Genomic DNA, 20881 nt, shown 5'->3' on the forward strand with positions numbered 1-20881 from the left:
TCGTCTGTTGCTAAACATAGGACAGCTATATCTTTACTTTAAAAACTCAGCACACTGTGAGTAGATTTCTTATCGCCATCATAAGCATTCTCTATTTATTTGGAATGGCAGTATCTAAGCAAAAAATTATGGGTGTCCAGTCTTTCTCACTGAAGAAAGGTTAGCGAATCAAGTTAAAGCGGAAGATGAGCAAGAAGTCGTGGATGAAATAACAGAGCTACTGGCAGAAGGTGGTGATGTGGTTGTCTTTGAACATAAAATCGAACGACAAAGTTGTATTGATTGAAACGTTGGTTAAATGTCACATTAAGCGTAATTATTACACTTAAACATGTTTGTCATACCTAACATGATGATCTATTTATTTAATACTCTAACTCTTTAGTTGGTTTCGTCAACGTTGTAACTGAACCAAAAAAATGCCAATGGGATCCCACTGGCATGTTAGAGGTTATGTGAGCAACCAATCAGCGGTTATAGCTGTTCTGTTTTCATCACACTGCTTATCCCGTTAGATAGGCTGAAACTTAATGTTCCGAGTGTTAAATCATATCCGCTGAGATCTACACTGCCGCCTGTAGCATTAATGCTCAGGGCTTGGCGTGAACCGTCTGCTTTGATGTGAACTACTGTTAACCACGGATACTTAACGTGGTTCCAGATGACTTCGCTACCTGATAGCTCCACAGTGTTAGTTCGTGGAGACTGGTCTATCGCTTTTGTTTTTTGCTCTTTCAAGCCCTTTATTTCTATCGTTACTTCATGCTCGCCTTCAAACATTTTAATGGCATTGATGTGTGCCGAAGCCGGAATTTGTAAGCTGAAGGTCTTCTTATCGCTATGATCGATCTCATTGAAATGTAAGGGATACATCACTGCGCCATCGGTCGTATTGATCAAAATAGTGAATGTAGAGTTACTCGTGCCATTGTCTTCATACATAGCGTTATCAGACATAATTACGGGGTCAATCCACACTTTACCATCAACGATTTCACCAGAAATCATCAGTGTTGGTTCTGCTGTTTGAAGCAGGTTTGTTGTGGTGTTAGAGAACCATGATTTTGCATTGATGTGTTTAGCCAGTTTGCTGTAGTTGTACTGGGTAAAGCGATCACCGATACAGTAATTCATGACATCTGAATCGGAATGGATTGATGGATCCTTTGGTGATATCACATTGTTGTTAGTACGATCAAACAAGGGCGATGGGCTGTGTTTTCCTAGGTCTACACCTTCCCATGCGTCTGAATGCCAGAATGCTTCAGATGAAGTTTTACCACAGCCTGGAGCATGGTTAAGACCAAAGTTGTGTCCTAACTCATGCACGAATACTGAACGTAAGTAGGGTGAACAAGATGCATCACGACCGACAGCAGACGTTCCACCGACAAAGGCTAAGCCGACGGTACCATAGCATCCGCCCGGAACAAGGCCATAGAAGTAGGAGAGGCCATCAGTTTCCAGTTTGCGGATTTTCTCCACGATATCTAAGGATTGGTTCAATACTGAAGGGGTTTCTACTGATTCACGTACCGAGATGTTGACGGTCGATAATGGATAGGCTTGTTTGATCGTATCACTAAATGCATCAATGTCTGGTGCTAGTGCTTGACTACGATCGTTATAACCAGGTACTAACTTCAGGTTTAACGTGGAGTGAATATTAACTTTCGGCATGGTTGTCATCGACAGACCAGTATCGGTACTGATGTTCATTACCATATTGTTGTCAATGAAAGTTCGGGCTGTTTGCTCATCAATGATGCTATAACATGTTTCTGCACGATCATAGCTTGGAGCATCAAACGGACCGACTTTGGCTTCTGTAGGACACGTCATTGCAGTGGTCATTGTTTGACCGTTTGCAGAAAGCGTCATATTAACCGCTGGCATGGTTGTGTCAGAAGCATCTTGAGCGTACAAGTAGGCACGTACCATAGTTTTGGCTTTTGGTGCGATAATTTGGTGTTCAGATCGAGGAGATAGAAGCGTTGACTGACCAATCTCGACGTTTTGCAACACAACAGATTGTTGATGTGCATTGACACGAACAGTATAAGTAATCGGTGTAGCGACGTCATAGTATTCAGGATTAGCCTGTACTGTGATGATACTTTCGCCCTCGGCCTGTGGGATGAGTTTGCCGTTTTTACCAATAGTCACTACCTTTTCATTCGAAGAGGTCATGATGTATGAAGACGTAATAATTTCTTTACCATCAGCCACACGATGTAATAGCGGCATCGACAGATAGAAATCAGTTTGTGTCGGGTGCAAGGTGATCTGTTGTGGAACAAGTGACGTTAAGGTGGCAGGCGTTAAACAGTCAAGGACAGCAACAACATTTTGGCCTTGTGTCCGTTTATAGTTGTGTGAGTCTGATTGACAGATCTGACCGTTTGTTGGTTGGCGATTAATCTGTACCCAATACTTACCGCCATCGTTTTGGCTAAAGTAAATCCCTCGGCCGTAATCATAAATCCCTTTTTTTGAATAAGATTTGTTTTCGCTGAATATTTGGTTGCTGGTGTATTGGCTACGAATGTTCACACCGACAGAATTGGTATTCGGATCGATATTTTTAACATTGATGGCTAGTTTATCCATCGCTGAGGTATGTACATCAGTCGTTTGGCTTGGCACAGAACAACCTGTGTCATTGCAGGCGGCAACGGCGTACTGGTATTGGGTATTTTGTGTTACACCAGTGGCTGCTGTGTCGACAAAGCTGACATCCGTCAGATCATTGGCAATGATTTCCCCATTACGGAATACTTGATAATGTGTTGCGCCAGAAGTGACATTCCAGTTAACAATATTGGTACGTGTACCGTTATTAATCAGTGATGGAGGAGGGGGTGTATTAGGGATAACCTCTGGCGTCGGTAGCGTTTCAATTGCTAATGTTGCACTTTTTTCTTCTGCACAACCATATTGGTTACAAGCTTCAATTTGGTAGCTATAACGGGTTTCTGAGGACAGGCTAATATCCTTGAAAGTTAAGCTTTTGGTAGCAGAACTTTGAGCAACCATCATACCATCGCGGTAGATTTTATAGAGATCTGCTTTTTCTACCTTATCCCATGTCAGAGTGGCGGTATCATGCGTTGCCTCGAGAAGAGAAAGAGAGGCAGGAGAATGTGACGGCAGCAGGTTGCTATTCCATGCACAGGATGCTGTTTCAATTATCACGCGAGTATCAGCATCTAATTGAGTGGCCGCTGGCATATACTCAATTAAACAACCATTACCATAGTCGTAATTACCGAATTGGGTGTTAACAATCACAACACCTAAGTCATTCCATGTTAGTTCCCATTCCGGTGGAATAAAGTCAAAAACATTACGGAAGCTAGATTCGTCGGTAAATGAACTCGGGAAATCAAACAACAAATAGTTATCACTATTTAAGCGGTAGCGCGTATTGTTAATTTCAATATAACGTTGTTTATCTTCACCAACAATTATGTTGTTACTATTTTCAGCCAGCGATTTAATATCGTTGAGCTTGTTTTGAATTTTCTGGTAAATATTTTGTGATGTTTGTTCAAAATAAGGGGTACTGGTCTTAGCGTGTGCTTGACCTGTCATGGCTAGTGCAGACATGACTAGTACTGATAATATTTTTATTTTCATGTGATTATACTTTCTTGAAAGTTAAATTATGCTTTTGCAATATGTTAAGTGTTCAAGTTAATGTATACAAGTTAAACTTATGGCTACTACAATATTTAATGATGGTTACGTGGGCTTAATGAATTTGCACTAATATCGCGCATTATCATCAGTGTTCGTGAGAATCTTCCTGAAACAGTAATTTCCCCTAAAAAAGCATCACAAATAAGCCTTAATATAACGTTATTATTTTGTTAACTTATTACCTGAACTTAAATTATCACTTTGGGTGATTTTCGGAAGTTAATCACAAAAAAATAGGGATATTCATCAGTTTATAAATTTGGTCGTCATTGCGGATGTTATGTGAAATGGGTTGGGAAGTGCGTCGATATGAAATGATATTGGTGAAGTTGGTTGTAATGGAATCGCTTGGTGATCACAAGCTAGCTAAAGAGTCAGCTCATTATTGGACATTTTTCTTAAATAAAAAAAGAGGTCGTGTTGACCCCTTTAATCGATTAGTACTGATTAGCTAGGGCTCATCTCGTGAATAAATCGAGATGGGGCTTGGCACTTAGTGTCCCCCCAGGGCATAACTCGATACTGCGGATAACTAACATAAAGCCACCTTTTCGCTCTAGTTACTGCAACGAAAGCGTTATTTCGCTCCTCATCTATTTTATCTGAAGATGTGGCTCGATAATCAGGAAAAACCCCCTCACACATGCCCATTAAAAAAACTATGTCTCTCTCAAGTCCTTTCATTGTATGAACTGTACTCAAAGTCAATCCTGACTGTGCTTTTGTTTCCGATACTTGTCCCAAAGAGATCGCATTCCGATATGCAAGAAGGCTTTCTCCAAGACCTTTTTGTTTGAAACTAATCCATGAACTCCAAAACTCGTGTAATTCTTCCATACTAAGCTTCAGTTCTTCTATATGTGAATTTCCACGATTTCCATCATGGACCATCTTCTCAACCTCAGACTCAAGCACTTTCATGAGTTTTCTTATATTGGGTTCAGATATGTCTAGTTTCTCAACTTCAAGAAGAACTAGCTTCAAAAGCTCTTTGTTAAAGAGATGGCTTTCCGCTAATGACTGACTAATCATACTGAGCACATTCTTATCCCCCCAAACTTTAGGAGGCTCGATACTTAGAGCATTGCACAGTTTATTTCCATCCACCCAATCTTTTGGATTTAGTTTTAATCGAATAGAATAATCAAGAACCTTTCCAAGCAATGATGTGGGCTCATTTCGCCTCTCACCTTTTCTCAAGTGGAAATCAATACCAGCTGCTTGCAATGCTTCTTCAAGATATTTGAATACAAAACGATTTCTAGCAATTACAACCATCTTATCTAGTGTAATTCCACCTTCAATCTCTTGGTTAGTTCCGAGAGAAAGCAAATTATTAATGCTTCTAACTATCCAATCGCTTTCTTCTTGCTCATTACTTAAACATCGAACATCAAACATACCTTGTAGCGCAAAATTACCTGCTCTTTGAGACCCTGGTTTTAGTCTATTAGCTACTTCAATGACTGATTTAGTACTTCGATAATTCTGGTTTAACACCATTTGAAGTGGGGAGAAATCATCTACAAAACTATTGGTAAGATATTTTGACGAAGATCCATTAAAACCATAAATCATCTGGTTTGGATCACCGACCATTAATACACTTTTTACTTGGCTACCACAAAAGACCTTAATGAACTCATACTGAGCTCTATTTAAATCTTGAGCCTCATCTACACAAAGGTGTTTATATTTTGCACGATAGACTTTGCCTACCCAATCTTGAGTTAACAGAATCTTATGCGAGTAAAGAAGTATGTCATCAAAATCAATACCATTACTGTTTAAGAGAGCTCTTTGATAATCTTCATAGTTCTTCCAGAGTTTATTATTTTGAGGATAACGCTCTAGCACATCAATTTCTGATAGTAACTCTCTCTTAATTATGGAAAATGTATCCATGTATTTAGATAGTACCTGTTCACGACTACGTAGTTCCTTCGAGTTCGATACGTTTAAATAGTTATCAATGTCTATACCGTCATCTCTAAGTGACTGCATAAAGACTTCCATTCTATCTTTATCACGTTCATATATGTGTAAATCACTAGGTAACCCAATGGTATGTCCGTACTGCTCAAGGACTCTCTGCGCAACAGAATGAATGGTACCAACCCAGAATCGTTCTTCGCTGATGTCATACTCTATCAATCTAGCTTGCATTTCTTCGGCAGCTTTATTGGTAAAGGTAAGAGCTATGACACTGCCCTTTTTCGTGCTGTTAAGTATGTATCTAACCCTCTCAGTTAAAACACGCGTCTTACCTGAACCTGCTGAAGCTAATACTTGTAACGCAGTCTCAAGTGGAGATTGAACAACATTTAGTTGCGCATCCGATAGATTAATCATAAGTTGTCCACTCCTTTACTTTGTCAAATGCTTGCTTAACAGCAAGTGGCATTAGTTGTTCAGGTTGTTTACCATTCTCATTTGTAAGAATAACATCAGCTAAAAATCCCGCATAAGTAGCCTTCATTCCACGCATTTTCACAAGAAGTTGTTCACCCGTAAGTTCTTCAACCTCTGCTGCTTTGGCTGCGACCCAGCCAGGAATGTCTTTTCCTCTAGTTTCGGCTAAAACGATAGCTTTCTTAATTTCGTCCAACATATCCAAACTAAGAAGTTCTGCTTCAATATCATTACCGTGACCTAAATAACTTATTCCAAAAGAATCATCGTTAAGAGTCAAAGGAGTTTCCTGTTTAGTCTTCACAATCTGGGATTGGACTTCTGCTTGAGTGTTACCATCATTATCACTAACAATAAAAACAGGTATTCCGAAACTACCCGCCATCTTGATAAATGGTTTGTAATTTTTACCACCTACGGCAATACAACTCACGCCGACCTCAAACGGAGAGCGACTGAAATAACATTCAAACATAGCTGGTAAAATTTGCTCTTCAGACACACCTTCGAACAAAATGAGAGCCTTAGAAAAAAGAATATCCCCTCTAAGCCTCATAACTTCTCTGCGAAGGGTTTTGATATCCTCACTGTCTAGCCCTCCAATAAGTTGTGAAGCGGCCACAGTTCCTTCTGACTTGGATAAACACCTCAAGTTTTCCAATTCGGATAACGACGCGATGTATGGTGAATGAGTACTAATGATGACTTGCCCTGGCATTTCTGACATTTGCTTGAACAACGTCCGCTGCGCATTAACATGAAGGTGAGCCTCTGGCTCTTCAGCAGCTACAATGGGAAAAAATGGCTTTGCTTCTGCTGCATGATTTTCATTAGACAATTCGACCATCGCTTTCACCGTTAGTATCGAAGCCCAACTTCTTGTACCCATACCATGATATTCCATTGAAAATGAGTTACTTTCATTTTCTCCGAAATGAACACTAAAACGTTTTGAAAGATCTCTGACTTTCTTAGGGAAAGGTGATAGCTCTGCTTGTCCTTTACCATCAAAAGAATCATTTAAAGCGTTCAGGTGCTTCTTCAATGTACTAAGTGGCTGACTCTTGTTTATTGCTTGCTGATTTACCTCTTTTATCATACCTTCCAGCTCAATAATGTCCGCATTGTTGTATTCTACGGTTGACAAAACTTTACCGATGAATGACGAACGTTCTTTAAGTTCAGAATGTAAATCTCTTTGAGCATCTATTGAAATGTATTGTAACGCTTGTAATTTGCCACGAAGCCTATTTTTAGATACTACCTCGATATCAACCCATCCAACTGGAACCCATTGGTCTAATGTATAGCGTTCAACTGAAAAGCCACCTTTAATCGAGTCAGGTTTTACGAGTGTGCGCAATGCTAAAAATTGTTTACCTTCAGCATCTTGTCGGATTTTATCCCCAAACTCTTCAAGCCAGTCTTCTGAAAATTCGTTACTTATAGTCCCATCGCTATTTAAAGAAACAATTCGAACATCAACTAATATTTGATCTGAACGAGTATCATCTTGCGCTATGTGGAAATCTTCTTCTGACAAATAACGTGAATAGTCTCCGATAGCTAATTGTAGAGCCTTAACAATTGAAGTTTTACCTGCATTGTTCTGCCCAACTAAAACTGCAATTCGAGGAAGGGTAACTTCCAGCTTTTTAATTCCTCGAAAACCACAAATACGAACTACATCAATTAAAATACTCACGAAGAAACCCTCCTTAGGTCAACCTAGCCAAATCAGAAATAACATTTTTTTGTTTTTAAACTTTCACTAATTATCAGAATAACATGCCAACATTAAAATCGAACAACTCTTGCAAGTATATTGTTGATTTATAAACTCTCATTTTCAGCAAAATCAATCATATACTATACCTAATTGAGAAGACTAGATTACTTTAACTTAAGGTTATCTTTTGACCTTTATGGTAGCGTTATTATTGTTGTCATTTTAGGTATACCCCAACGAAACCAATTCACCTTATCTCCGAACCCGCATTGGAATGATTAAGAAACCACTTATAATCAACCAATTAAAGAAACCAATTTAAATTACACCTGCTTGACGCGATAAGTGTCTGTAAAGCAAACCACCAATACCCTAATGCTATAGCGTGAGTATTGGCGGTCATGGTGAATTAAGAGTATTGAATAACCGCCATAATTAAGACGACAACCATACTGCTTAACATTGGGACACTGGTACGTTTGATGACATCAATAGGTGTTAAACCTGCCATGCCTGAAACGGTGATAATAACCCCAGCAACGGGTGACATTGTTCTACCGATGCCAGCTGCAAATAAAATAGGCAGTAATGGAAGTAGAGGATTAACATCAAAGTTAGTTGCAATTTGAGGAACGATAGGAATAAAAGCCATTACAGGCGCATTGCCTGAACCTGTAATAAATGCGGTTAATAAAATAAAACCAGAAAAGACAATGACAATGCCACTTGGACCAAGATCAAATGATTTTGCGGTATCGATTAAGGTGTTGATAGCGCCGATATTGGTTAAACCCGCAGAGAAATATTCAGCAGCGATCATTAATGTTAATACGCTCGCAAATATCATTCCGGTACCTTTTAGCCATGCTTCAAAATTATCAAAGGCACGCTGAATTGAACGAAATCTTATTGCTTCTATTATGATACAGATGCTGATTGTCGACATCATCGCAATTGGAATTGTCATCGTAATAGACTTCATTACCATGCTTGAAAATCCAAATAAAAAGATAAAAGGCAAGATGGGAAGCAATGCGTAAAACTTAGGGACAGTATCATTATCGTCATGTTGCTTTTCTAGCGTTTCTAAATACTTACCTCTATCTTCTGATGGGTTATAGCCATCAATACGGTCACAATGACGTTGCCATACAATGTTAACCAAAGGAATTAAAATAAGTAGCATTGCTTGAAATATGGTTTGATGATTTACCACAAAATCCATAATTTCAACATTGATCGCATTGGCACCAATAACCGCATTAATCTGCCCTGGGCCATATTCCCATGCTGTTGGAATAACGATGGTAGCAACGGCTGTTTTCGCACTAATACCCGCATTACGTAATACTGGGTAAAGTGTGCCCATTAAGAGTAATGATAACGATGTTGCGCCAGTAATAAACACGTACATTAGTGATACAAATATTAAAACGAGTATCAACAATACATAAGGATTTTTTACCGCCATAACCGGGCGAGATGTGGCTTTCACCAACGCCTGAGATGCGCCAATGTGATTTAAATAGGTTGAAACACCAGCAATAGAGACAAGTGTTAAACCGACACTGCCTAAACGGGTATTGGTGATTTCCGTAAAACGTTGCCATAGGTCAAAAAATAGTGCGCCTTGCGTCTTCCCATCGGCAAGTACAGGCGCAATCCCTGATATGGATGCGTAAGCCAGCAACAATAAGCCTGCGGTAATTAATGTTGCTTGGGGATTGAATTTTTTTAACATTGAGTAGGCGACAAGCCCAACTATACATAGTGTAAAAATATATTCCATGTTGTTCTCATTGATAAAGACAGATGGAATAATTATTTATTAATTGAAGTAAAAAAACGCTGATGATTATCTTATAAATAAATAACAAAAATTACTTTAATAATAAGTTAGATCTTAATCGCATTGTTATACTTTGAATGTTATTTGATTGTTTTTCTAATGATTATTAATAGTTGTTGTAATGTTAATAATTTAAGAAAAGGAATGTACCATGGATGTCAATTTCTTATGTTATATCTATTTTGAGACTTATATTGATGATGAAATCGAGATAATTCAAAACGTATCTATATTATTTATAGAATATGTGATTACACGGCGGTAATAAAAAGAGACACGTTACCTTTGTCGTCATAGTGTTGATACACATAGCAGGAATATGTCGTCTTTTTTATGGTGTTTTTCTTTTAGCGCATCACAAATAATTCTTCGTGGTAATTTTTCTCAATATCAAAGGAGTGTGCACCGAGCGCTTTTGTTAGTGTTTTTGAAAAGATTTCTGGTCCGCAAAAGTAAAAATTATAATCGTTTACGTTACCGCATTGAGTTGCGATGTGGTCGATATTTAATCGCGGTGAATGGAGGGTGTCTATGACGTTTAACCTTACGCCGGCTTGCTGTGTAAGAGAGTACAACTCGTCAGCTAAGTGATTATCAATACCTCGATTACAATAAAATAAATCTATTTGAGGATGATTGGTTTTTCCTTTAAGTGTTTCTAAGATAGCGAAAAAAGCAGCGATGCCAACACCACCCGCAATCCAGATTTGTGGCTTGTTAAGGTCGAAATTAACACGACCATAAGGGCCTTCTACTGTTACGGCATCACCTATTTTTACCCGTTCGTACAATCCCGTGGTGAAGTCTCCCAAGGCTTTAATTAAAAAACGTATTTCAGGGTCGTTAGTGCCTGAAACAATGGTAAATGGATGTGGATCTTCATTACCAAATTGTAAATATGCAAACTGTCCTGCTGTATGTCCTTGCCAAGCACTATTGGGTTTTAATATTAATTCCATTGTTTCAGCTTGTGGAAAATAACGTGTCGAGACAACAACAGCAGCGTGGCGGTTACTGCGTCCGACAAAACCCAATAAACTATACATTGCCGCAATAGAGCCAATAAAAGCAAAGCCTAATGTGAGGTAATAAATAGGCTCTCCCCAATAAGCATGCTTGAGTAGTAATACTGAGTGAACAACGATAAGTAAATAGGCAACTGACATTAGGCGGTGTGATAATTTAAAGGGTTTATATTTTACCGTGGCCCATAGCGAGATCATCAGTAAGGCCAATAGTAAATAAAATCCCCACTCCCCAAGGTTTTCAGCAAAGCCATGCAAATTATTGACCCATGCATTCCAACTAAATTCAGTTGCAGCTGGTTTTGAATCATGCTGACGAGCCGGTCTTGTTAGGATGCCTGCCATAACTAGTCACTTAGGAATTTGGTACCATAGCCAGTGTGAGATACCGAGTGCGATGCTACTGATACCCAGCCATTTGTGTATGCGATAAGCTTTATCCATGCCACTAAGCCAGTTCTCAATGACAGATAAGCGCATGGCTAATATCATGGTGATGGACATTAATATCAGAGATAAAATACCAGAGTATTGAATTATTGCTGAGCGCCACTCAAAGAGGTTGTTTGACATGAAGAATTGCGGCTCCACTGCAAACCAAAGAGTTGATATTGTGGCAATCATTACCCAAATAACATTGCGAGTAGTTTTCATTATTTTATGCTCATATAAACGATAGCTTTATGTTAACTTTTGGGATGTAAAGCGACGTCAATATACGTATATCTATGCAAAGTTTGATTGTTGGTATTTTGCCTATTAAAAAGAAGCCATCATGACTTCTTTTTAATATAACGATGGTTATTAAAACCATGCATTACACGCTTATATAAAAATCTTTATTTAAAATGATGCTAGCTGTCTTTTTTACGTCGCTGAATTTCATCTTGAAAACGTGTGATTGTAAAATCAATGAATGCACGTAATCGTCGAGGCATTAAGTCTCGTTCTGGATAAATAAAACTGATGGGAATAGGAACTTGTGAGGCATAAAGGCTAGGTAAAATATGGACCAATTTTCCTTCAGTAATAAGATTACGGCACAAAAATTCTGGAATATAGGTGATCCCAAAACCATCTAAACAGAGATCTAACGCGGCGCTTAATGTATTGACCTTAAAACGATAAGGTAGCCCTTCTAATACATTTTTATTACCTGTACGTATACTGCTGATCATACGAATTTGTTGATGAGGCGCTTTTAAATCGGCCAAACTTTGGGGTAAGCCGTACTGTTCTATGTATTGAGGGCTTGCTACTAATACTCGTGTTGAATGATGGAACGTTCTGACGATCAGCGATGAATCTTCAATTTCTCCCACTTGTATCATAACGTCAAAGCCTTCTTTGATAAGGTCAACTTTACGGTTTGATAATTCAAGATGTATTTTTAAGTTAGGATGTAAAGCCATAAATGCTTTTATACAATCGCCAAAAAAGCCTTTTCCTACCTCTACGGGCATGACCATTTTTAAGGTACCGCAAACTAAGTCGTGACTTGCGGTAACTTCAAGTTCAGATTGTTTTAAGACGTCTAGAATCTGTGAACAAGAACGGTAAAAAGCATCACCCTCTGCCGTTAGCACTAATTGGCGTGTTGAGCGTGTTAATAATCTAATCCCTAAATAGCGTTCTAATTCTGCAATTTTCCGGCTTACTGTTGATTTGGTTAGTTCTAATTCAGCAGCCGCTAGCGTAAAACTTTGGCGTTCAACAACGCGCGCGAATATTGCGATCGTGTTTAAATCAAAGCCAATTTTATTGTTTTTTGTCTGCAACAGTCTTTTCCTTTGTGATGTATATAACAACAATCGATTCCACTTTATACTTTATACCATAAAGTAATTTAGGACAGAAAATGAAAGCATTTTATATCACTCGCACCGCATCTTCTTTGGCGGCGGTGTTGCTATTATCGGCATGTAGTATGATTCCACCCTCTGAACCACAACACCATTCGCTACTTACCGCCCAACAAGTTCATTTATATCAGCGTGATCTTAGTGATATAAAAACAGATTGGTGGACCCAATTTAATGATCCGCAATTAAATCAATTAATCACATTAGGGCTAACGAATAACTTAACCTTACAGCAAGCTCAACAGCGTATTGAATTAGCCACTCAACAGGTTGCTTTGGCTCAAGCGGGTGATAAGCCAAGTTTAAACCTCAATGTGAGTGGTGGGGCAATGGGGGCTAATCTACACTCTTTATCTCCTAATCATGCAGAATTTTCAGCGTTAGGAATGTTGCTGCCTTCTTTTTCTTACCAATTTGATTTTTGGGGTAAAAATAAGGCAATCATTGCTGCTGCGACCAATCAAAAATTATCTTTAGAAGCACAAGCGGTACAAGCTAAATTATTGTTATCAGCGGCTATTACCAGTAGCTATTTTAGCTTACAGAATAATTACCGCTTAGCGCAGAATATTCAGTTGTTAGTGCGTGAAACGAATAAGCAAAGAGCCGTTATTGAAGACCAAATTCATCGCGGTTTAGCAAGCAAAGCGGAATTATTTCAACAGCAAGGCGATCTTGATAAGTTATCAGCGCAGCTTTCAATGACTATCACTCAACAGCAATTAGCCAAAAACCAATTAGCGTTATATTTAGCTAAAACGCCAGAGCAACTAGGAACGCTATTAACGCCAAATGCACACCCAATAAATCAATTGAATACCATGACGACGATTCCAATGAATTTATTGGGTCGTCGCGCGGATATTATTGCGAATAAATGGTTGGTTGAAGCGAATCAACAAGGAATAAAACAAGCTAAAGCGGCTTATTATCCTGATATGAATTTAATGGTCATGGGCGTTTTTCAAAAATTATCTTCGATGAACCCAGCAGATCTCTTTTTAAGTGGTGCAACCATTGCCACGACTTTACCGCTTTATGATGGCGGCGTTCGTGATGCTAATTATGCGTCGGCCAATATTCATTATGACCAAGCAGTGACTATTTATAACCAATCTGTTCTTACAGCAGTAAAACAAGCTTCTGATGCGATTGTTAATTTACAAGAAGCATTACAACAACAAGCGCTTACTGTGGCATCAACCACACAATATCAGCAAGCTTATATGATTTTTAAGCACCGTTATCAGCGTGGATTAGCCAGCTTTTCGGAAATGAATAATGCACAAATAAAATGGCATCAGCAGGTTATTCAAACCACGAATGCTGATAACGCCACGCTGCAAAATCAATTACAACTTATTGTTGCCCTCGGTGGCGGTTATCACGCTCAACAATAAACTACCGCCACTTAGCACAATAAATAAGATGAGATCCAATATGACAAAGCAACCTCTTAATTCTACTTCTAAAAAAAAGCGCAATACTATTCTTGGTGTTTTTATCGTCATCGTTATGGCTGTGGCTGTGACTATTTATTTACTCATGCCAACCACCTCACAAAGTACAGATGATGCGTATGTTGCAGGTCAGCGAATAATGATCACAGCCCAAGAGGCTGGCACGGTTAATGCCATTAATGTTGATGATACTCAACACGTTGAGCAAGGTGCGCAGCTCGTTACTTTGAATCGTAATCCATTGTTATTAAAGCAACAACAAGCGGAAGCTAATCTTAAAAATACGGTTCGTGATGTACAAAGTAATTATTTAAAAATAGCACAATTAAAAGCCCAAATTGCAGCAGAAAAAGTCATGTTAGCCCAAGCGAAGCAAGATTATAAGCGTCGAATTGGAGGCGATAAAGATGGCTCAGTATTAGCTGAAGTATTATCGCATGCAAAAAATGCGGTCATGATTAAAGAGCAAAACTTAATTGCGTTGAATAAACAATTACAAGCGCTACAAACATTATTGCCGCAAGAACATATTTTAGATAATCCTCAAGTTCAAATGGCGATTGCACAATTACGTCATGTTTATCTTGATCAACAAAATGCCACTATCTATGCGCCTAAAGGCGGTATGGTTGTTAATCGTAGTGTGCAAGTGGGTCAACAAATTCAAGCAGGCCAAGCACTAATGACTATCGTGCCATTAGATAATGTTTGGGTTGAAGCTAACTTTAAAGAAACGCAGTTACATAATATGCAAACCGGACAACCTGTTACCATTCAATCTGATTTATATGGTGATAAGTATACCTACACCGGTGTTGTAGCGGGCATTGGTGCGGGTACGGGTAGTGCGTTTTCAGCGATACCTGCTCAAAATGCGACGGGTAACTGGATTAAAATTATTCAACGTGTACCTGTCCGTATTTATATTGATTCACAACAAATTAAACAACATCCATTACGTGTTGGTATGTCGATGGCTGTCACGGTTGATACTAAAGCGACAGTTAAGCAGCCGTTTGATTATGCTGTGTTTACCGCCAATGAAAGTGCACAGAAGACCACGAATAAACGCTTAGCCGTTGTTGATAAAAAGGTAGAGATATTCGTTAACCGCCTTATTAAGGCGTAGGTGATGTAATGAATGAATCTGTACCGTTAAAAGGCACTAAACTGCTGTTGATTACCTTAGCGACATCAATGGCAACCTTCATGATGATTTTAGATACATCAATTGCCAATGTCGCGATTCCAACCATTGCGGGTAATCTTGGTGTATCAACCGATCAAGGTATCTGGGTGATCACCGCCTTTGGTGCTGCAAATGCGATTTCAATGCCGATGACGGGTTTTTTAAGCCGTCGTTTTGGTGAAGTGAAATTATTTATCTTTGCCACTGTAGGGTTTGTTATTGCGTCGATGTTATGCGGTATGTCGAGCAGTATTGGCATGCTGATTTTTTTCCGCGTGGTACAAGGTGCTGTTTCTGGATCGATAGCGCCATTATCACAAAGTATTTTATTGCGAAACTTTCCCAGAGAAAAACACGGGTTAGCAATGTCGTTATGGTCAATGACGGTTGTTGTTGCACCCATTATGGGACCGATTTTAGGTGGCGTGCTAACTGATAATTACTCGTGGTCATGGATATTTTTCATTAATGCGCCTATCGGAATTATTGCCAGTACATTAGTGTTCTTTTTATTAAAAGGTAAAGAAACAAAAACCCAACGTGAAAGCGTCGATTATATGGGAATTGGGCTATTAGTAGTGGCGGCGGGTAGCCTACAAATGATGCTTGATTTGGGTAAAGATCATGACTGGTTTCAATCTAATTTAATTTTAGGATTAACGCTGGTCGCTGTTCTCTCTTGGGGCTGTATGATCATTTGGGAATGGTATCATGACAACCCAATCGTTAATTTTCGTTTCTTTACCCAGCGTAATTTCACGATTGCAGTAATTGTAATGAGTTTAGGGTATATGGTTTACTTTGGCTCTACCGTATTATTGCCGTTGTGGTTACAAGGGGTGATGGGATATACCGCATCATGGTCAGGCTATGCGACAGCACCCGTTGGTATTTTAGCGGTTGTGAGTGCACCTATTATTGGTAAATTAGTCCAAAAAACAGATATTCGTTATATTTTAACCTATGCCTTTTTGATCTTTTCTGTGGTTGGATTTTGGCGGAGTACTTATAATTTAGCGGCTTCGTTTGATTATATTATGATGCCACAATTGATTCAGGGAGCGGCAACGTTGGCTTTTTTTGTGCCACTCCAAAATTTAATTGTAAATAGTGTTAGGCCAGATCAAATAGCCAATGCGGTCGCGTTATCAACATTCTTCCGGACTTTATTTGGTAGTTTTTCATCATCAATTGTTACCACAATGTGGGATCAACGAATGGAATTTCACCATTCACGCATTGCAGAAGGATTTACGCTTGCTAATCATCAAGTCAGTCAGTTTATCCATTCAATGGGTAATAACCTTGATGCGGTGAATAATGTGATTACTCGGCAATCCTATATGATGTCAACGGTCGATTTATTTTGGTTGTCAGGGATATTATGTTTATTACTGATCCCATTAGTATGGCTAGCAAAACCAGTGCGTCATTAATTATTTAGGGTAGCCGTTATACGAAGATCCTATAAAAAAGAGTAATCATTAATTATGGTTACTCTTTTTATTGCGTGGGATTATTTATTTTATAATAAGAGAAAATGTAATCAGATAGATCTATTCTGGTAATAAAATGTAGGCTTGTATTAAATTTGATCGTATTGAATAGAAATAAAACCCAAAAGAATATTTATGCTGATAATCAGGTTTATTTGTGAATAGATTGGCATTAATTATAATAATATTTTTAAAATTCAATTGATTAAGAAAATATAATATAGATGCAATTATTATTTTTAGTATTAAAATTTTACTTGTTACTAAATTTTAAAGCTATTTTATAGTGTGTTTTATAGAATATATGTTTGCATATCTTTTTTTGCTAGAATTATGAGCGTAATATTTTTTTACTTTCAAACATTTCAATGTGTAAATATCAATGAATATCAAAAAAACAGCAACAGTTAGTATTCTTAGCGCTCTAACATTACTTGTTACAGGTTGTTCACCATCCGCTGATGTATCGCATTCATTTACATTTGATATTGCGAATTCAACCATTAATCATAATCTTTCTTCAGGCTCAGGCATGGTTGTGAATAATGGTAAATTAATGGTTGTGGGTGATGATTCACCTTGGCTATTTAGTGTAAATAACGATTTTAAAATTAATAAAAAAACATTAATTGATCAATTTCCTGTTAATGAACAAAATCGTATTAACTACAAAATTAAGCCTGATTTTGAATCAATGACAATGGTTAATTACCTTAATAAGCCTTATTATTTAGTGATGGGTTCAGGTAGTAAAGCGGTATTGCGTGAACAAGCTTATTTAATGCCAATTAATGGTGGTGAAACTCAAAAACTGTCATTGTCTAACTTGTATGCTCAACTTCATAAAGCGGCAAACTTTACTCAACAAGAAAAAATTAATATTGAAGGTATTGCGAGTACCGGTAATGAAATCTTTATCTTTAATCGCGGTAATGAAGGTAAAAATGCCATTTTCACTATGGATAAGAATGAATTAATGTCTTATTTAGAAGGTAAAACGCAAGCATTGCCTTCTTTAAAAGTCTATCAAGTTCAATTACCTAAAATTAATGGTGTGCAGGCTTGTTTCTCTGGTGCTGATTACTGGAAAGATGCGAATAGCATGCTGTTTACTGCATCCGTTGAAGGTAATAATAATAGCAGCATTAATGATGGTGCGATTCAAGGGAGTTTCGTTGGTGTATTACCATTGAAAGCCTTAGCGAATAAAGCAACAATTGATTTAATTGGCTACACTAAAGAGCTTAAAAATAACGGTAAAGCGATTATTACAAAAGCGGAATCTATTGCGATTGAAACCCAAACAAATAAAAAAGCGAGTGGTTACATCGTGAGTGATAATGATAATGGAACCAGTCAATTCTTTACTTTTACCATTGATAAGTAATTTGATTAGAGATTAAATAAAAAAGCAGTAATAGCCTCTTGTTACTGCTTTTTATTTAACAGGTTGCAGGGTTATTGTGTTAATAAAGAAAGACATTTCACCGAACCTCGATCAATAATTATCGGTTTTAAATCTTCATATACAGAGGTCTGATCGATCAATAGTCTTGTGGCTCTTGTTGCCATTTCTGCAATAGGAAAATGAATGCTGGTTAATTTGGGTGATACAAAGGCTGCTCGTTCGCCACTGTCATAGCAAATTAATGAAATATCATCAGGAATGCGTAACCCATATTCAGATATCGCCAATAATGCCCCCAACGCCATTTCTTCGTTACAACAATAAATCGCACTTGGCCGTAGAGGCTGTTGAAGTAATTGATTGCATGCTTCATAGCCACTAGGTAAATCATATTGACCTGAAATACAGGCGATTGGTGTTAATTTTGCAGTAATAATTGTATCGATAAACCCTTGATAACGTAATCGACTTGAAGCGCGGGTTTGAGGACCACTAATACAGGCAATATGGCGATGACCATGTTCAATTAAAAATTGGGCAACAAGTATGCTTGCTAAATGATGATCAAAGCTAATACAGCGAGATTCTAATCCAACGATGTTGCGATCTAATAAAATAAAGGCATATGTTTTAGATAAATCGATAAGTTGCTGATCTGTCATACAGCGCACATGCAATATTAAGCCATCACAACGCATGTTATATAACTTATTGATTGCGTTTAATTCATTGGCTGCGGTTCCTCCCCCTTGCGTAACAAGTAATTGTTTATGACTTTTGTCGGCTTCTGTTTGGACATTATTCATTAACATGCCAAAGAAGCCACCAAGATAGGAGGTGGTGACTAAGCCTAAGGTTTGGCTTTGACTTGAAGCTAACGCGCGAGCGGCAGGATTGGGGCTGTAACCTAGATCAATAATGGCTTGTTCGATACGTTGGCGGGTGGCGAGTTTTACGTTACTGTCTCCATTAACCACACGAGAGACCGTTGCGCGAGAAACACCAGCATGGGCTGCAACATTTTCTAATGTAACCATAAATTATCTCTTTTAAATAGGAATGGCCCATAATAAGCCATTCCTGTACATATCGTTAGTGAGAAAATTGAGGTAGGTACTGGGCATTAATGCGAAGTATATCGTCTAAGATTGGTTGTGCTAATTGTGCATCGCCGATCAAAGGGTTGGTGACTAATGCTAATAATGCCGCTTCTTTGTTACCGTGGACGGCAGCTTCAATGGTTAAGCGCTCAAACGCTTTTATTTGTTGAGTTAAGCCATGCATTGAATCAGGTAAATGTCCAAATGCTAAGGGATGAGCACCTTGGCTATCGATAATACAATCTGTTTCGATGGCGGCGTCATCAGGTAAACCGATAATTGTGCCATTATTGGTGGTATTGACCACTAACCGTGTGCCTAAATTATTATGGATGGCACATACAAGCTCAATAGCTACTTCTGAATAAAATGAACCACCACGGAAGCTCAGCTGCTCTGGTTTATGGTCAAGTTTCGGATCTTGATATAATTCAAACAGTTCATGTTCTACTTTCATTACCTGTTCGGCTCGTGTTCCTTCATTAGCCGCTTGTTTTATTTCATCTTGTAACATTGTTTGTGTTTGATAAAAATAGCGATGATAAGGACATGGAATCGCCCCTAATGCGCGTAAAAACTCAGGTGACCAAGGCTCTTCTTTAATATTATTCATGGTAAGTGCTGCACCATCACAAAGCATTTCAATCACTTTGTTGGTGACATTCTCACCTTTTAATATTACTTCATGCGCCCATACCATATGGTTAAGACCCGCAAAACGTAGCTGTACATCGTTGTAATCAGCCTTAAGCATAGTCGCAATCATATGGTGCATAGTGACGGGAACATTACACAATCCGATAATTTTGGCATTGCTATAACGAGAAACTGCTTCGGTAACAATACCGGCTGGATTGGTGAAATTGATGATCCATGCATTTGGCGCTAATTGCTCAACTTTTTTAGCAATATCAAGCATAACCGGAATAGTACGTAATGCTTTCGCAAAGCCGCCGACGCCTGTTGTCTCTTGACCAAGTAATCCATATTTAAGCCCTAAACGTTCATCAGCTGCACGTGCGGGTAGTTGACCGACTCTAAATTGAGTTAGAACATAATCAGCCCCTTTGATAGCCTCATCTGGGGAAAAATGCACGCTGACAATTACATGTGATAATCCGTTATGATCTAGCATTCGACGTGTTAATGCGGCAATGATCTCTACTTTATTGTGGCCTTTTTCAACATCAACTAATGCGATTTCATGTAAAGGAATTTGCTCCCAACGTTGAATAATACCTTCAATAAGTTCAGGTGAATAACTGCTGCCGCCACCAATAATAGCAATTTTTGCTGTGTTCATGTTGTGATTCCTTATCTTATAAAGTTGAAGTACGACGGAACAATTCAATAAAATCTTGTGCTAAGTCTTGGATCACCATGGCATTCATTAAATGATCTTGAGCATGAACGACGATTAATGTCACTTTCAGCTTGCCTTCACCTTCATCAATACCAATTAAATTTGTTTGGATTTTATGAGCTTGATTAATGGCTACTTTTGCTTCGTCTAATAAAATTTTCGCTTGTTCAAAATCATTTTTTCTCGCGGCTTGAATGGCCATTAATGAGGCACTTCGAGCACTGCCCGCAGTGACTAATAATTCCATAATAGTTTGTTCGATATCCATGATATTTCCTTAAATTAC

At 38.4% G+C, this 20881-nt stretch carries 12 protein-coding genes and 1 pseudogene; 4 read left to right on the top strand and 9 right to left on the bottom strand.

The window, feature by feature from the left end; all coding sequences use genetic code 11:
• Nucleotides 1-474: 474 nt before the first annotated feature.
• The 6 genes and pseudogenes from C9J51_RS02395 to C9J51_RS02425 all read right to left on the bottom strand — a co-directional run bounded on the left by C9J51_RS02395 (nucleotide 475) and on the right by C9J51_RS02425 (nucleotide 12495).
• Nucleotides 475-3639 carry a chitinase N-terminal domain-containing protein gene (locus C9J51_RS02395; RefSeq protein WP_107274842.1) on the bottom strand — a complete coding sequence of 1055 codons (3165 nt, stop codon included), beginning with the start codon at nucleotides 3637-3639 and terminating at the stop codon, nucleotides 475-477.
• 510 nt (nucleotides 3640-4149) lie between these two features.
• Nucleotides 4150-6054: an ATP-dependent helicase gene (locus C9J51_RS02405; RefSeq protein ID WP_045039758.1), complete on the bottom strand. Its 1905-nt coding sequence runs from the start codon at nucleotides 6052-6054 to the stop codon at nucleotides 4150-4152.
• The gene (locus C9J51_RS02410) at nucleotides 6047-7819 is read right to left on the bottom strand and encodes an ATP-dependent nuclease (protein ID WP_045039759.1); all 1773 of its coding nucleotides are present in this window, start codon (nucleotides 7817-7819) and stop codon (nucleotides 6047-6049) included. The genes C9J51_RS02405 and C9J51_RS02410 overlap by 8 nt, the downstream gene beginning before the upstream one ends.
• A gap of 433 nt (nucleotides 7820-8252) precedes the next feature.
• Nucleotides 8253-9632 (bottom strand): C4-dicarboxylate transporter DcuC, encoded by a 1380-nt coding sequence (gene dcuC / locus C9J51_RS02415; protein WP_107249861.1) that lies wholly within the window; start codon nucleotides 9630-9632, stop codon nucleotides 8253-8255.
• Nucleotides 9633-10039: 407 nt separating this feature from the next.
• Nucleotides 10040-11371: pseudogene (locus C9J51_RS02420) on the bottom strand (ferredoxin reductase family protein).
• Between the two features lie 200 nt (nucleotides 11372-11571).
• Entirely contained in the window at nucleotides 11572-12495 is a 924-nt protein-coding gene (locus C9J51_RS02425) for a LysR family transcriptional regulator (protein WP_045039760.1), read from the bottom strand.
• An 80-nt stretch (nucleotides 12496-12575) separates the two neighbouring features.
• Between C9J51_RS02425 and C9J51_RS02430 the strand changes: the two genes are divergently transcribed.
• From C9J51_RS02430 to C9J51_RS02445, 4 genes are all read left to right on the top strand, one after another.
• Nucleotides 12576-13979 (top strand): efflux transporter outer membrane subunit, encoded by a 1404-nt coding sequence (locus C9J51_RS02430; protein ID WP_045035359.1) that lies wholly within the window; start codon nucleotides 12576-12578, stop codon nucleotides 13977-13979.
• Nucleotides 13980-14019: 40 nt separating this feature from the next.
• On the top strand, nucleotides 14020-15168 hold the full coding sequence (locus tag C9J51_RS02435) for an HlyD family efflux transporter periplasmic adaptor subunit (RefSeq protein ID WP_107249863.1): 1149 nt from the start codon (nucleotides 14020-14022) through the stop codon (nucleotides 15166-15168).
• A gap of 8 nt (nucleotides 15169-15176) precedes the next feature.
• Nucleotides 15177-16664 carry a DHA2 family efflux MFS transporter permease subunit gene (locus tag C9J51_RS02440; RefSeq protein ID WP_045035361.1) on the top strand — a complete coding sequence of 496 codons (1488 nt, stop codon included), beginning with the start codon at nucleotides 15177-15179 and terminating at the stop codon, nucleotides 16662-16664.
• A gap of 442 nt (nucleotides 16665-17106) precedes the next feature.
• On the top strand, nucleotides 17107-18111 hold the full coding sequence (locus C9J51_RS02445) for a DUF6929 family protein (protein ID WP_107180305.1): 1005 nt from the start codon (nucleotides 17107-17109) through the stop codon (nucleotides 18109-18111).
• Between the two features lie 71 nt (nucleotides 18112-18182).
• Here C9J51_RS02445 and C9J51_RS02450 read toward each other — a convergent pair whose 3' ends face one another.
• From C9J51_RS02450 to C9J51_RS02460, 3 genes are read right to left on the bottom strand one after another with little or no spacing between them, the layout of a single operon-like run.
• The gene (locus C9J51_RS02450) at nucleotides 18183-19169 is read right to left on the bottom strand and encodes a LacI family DNA-binding transcriptional regulator (protein ID WP_045039762.1); all 987 of its coding nucleotides are present in this window, start codon (nucleotides 19167-19169) and stop codon (nucleotides 18183-18185) included.
• A 55-nt stretch (nucleotides 19170-19224) separates the two neighbouring features.
• The gene (locus C9J51_RS02455) at nucleotides 19225-20535 is read right to left on the bottom strand and encodes a 6-phospho-beta-glucosidase (RefSeq protein WP_045035364.1); all 1311 of its coding nucleotides are present in this window, start codon (nucleotides 20533-20535) and stop codon (nucleotides 19225-19227) included.
• A 16-nt stretch (nucleotides 20536-20551) separates the two neighbouring features.
• The gene (locus tag C9J51_RS02460) at nucleotides 20552-20863 is read right to left on the bottom strand and encodes a PTS lactose/cellobiose transporter subunit IIA (protein ID WP_045035365.1); all 312 of its coding nucleotides are present in this window, start codon (nucleotides 20861-20863) and stop codon (nucleotides 20552-20554) included.
• Between the last annotated feature and the right edge of the window lie 18 nt (nucleotides 20864-20881).

It is taken from the genome of Photobacterium iliopiscarium, assembly GCF_003026395.1.
Taxonomy (GTDB): Bacteria; Pseudomonadota; Gammaproteobacteria; order Enterobacterales; family Vibrionaceae; genus Photobacterium; species Photobacterium iliopiscarium.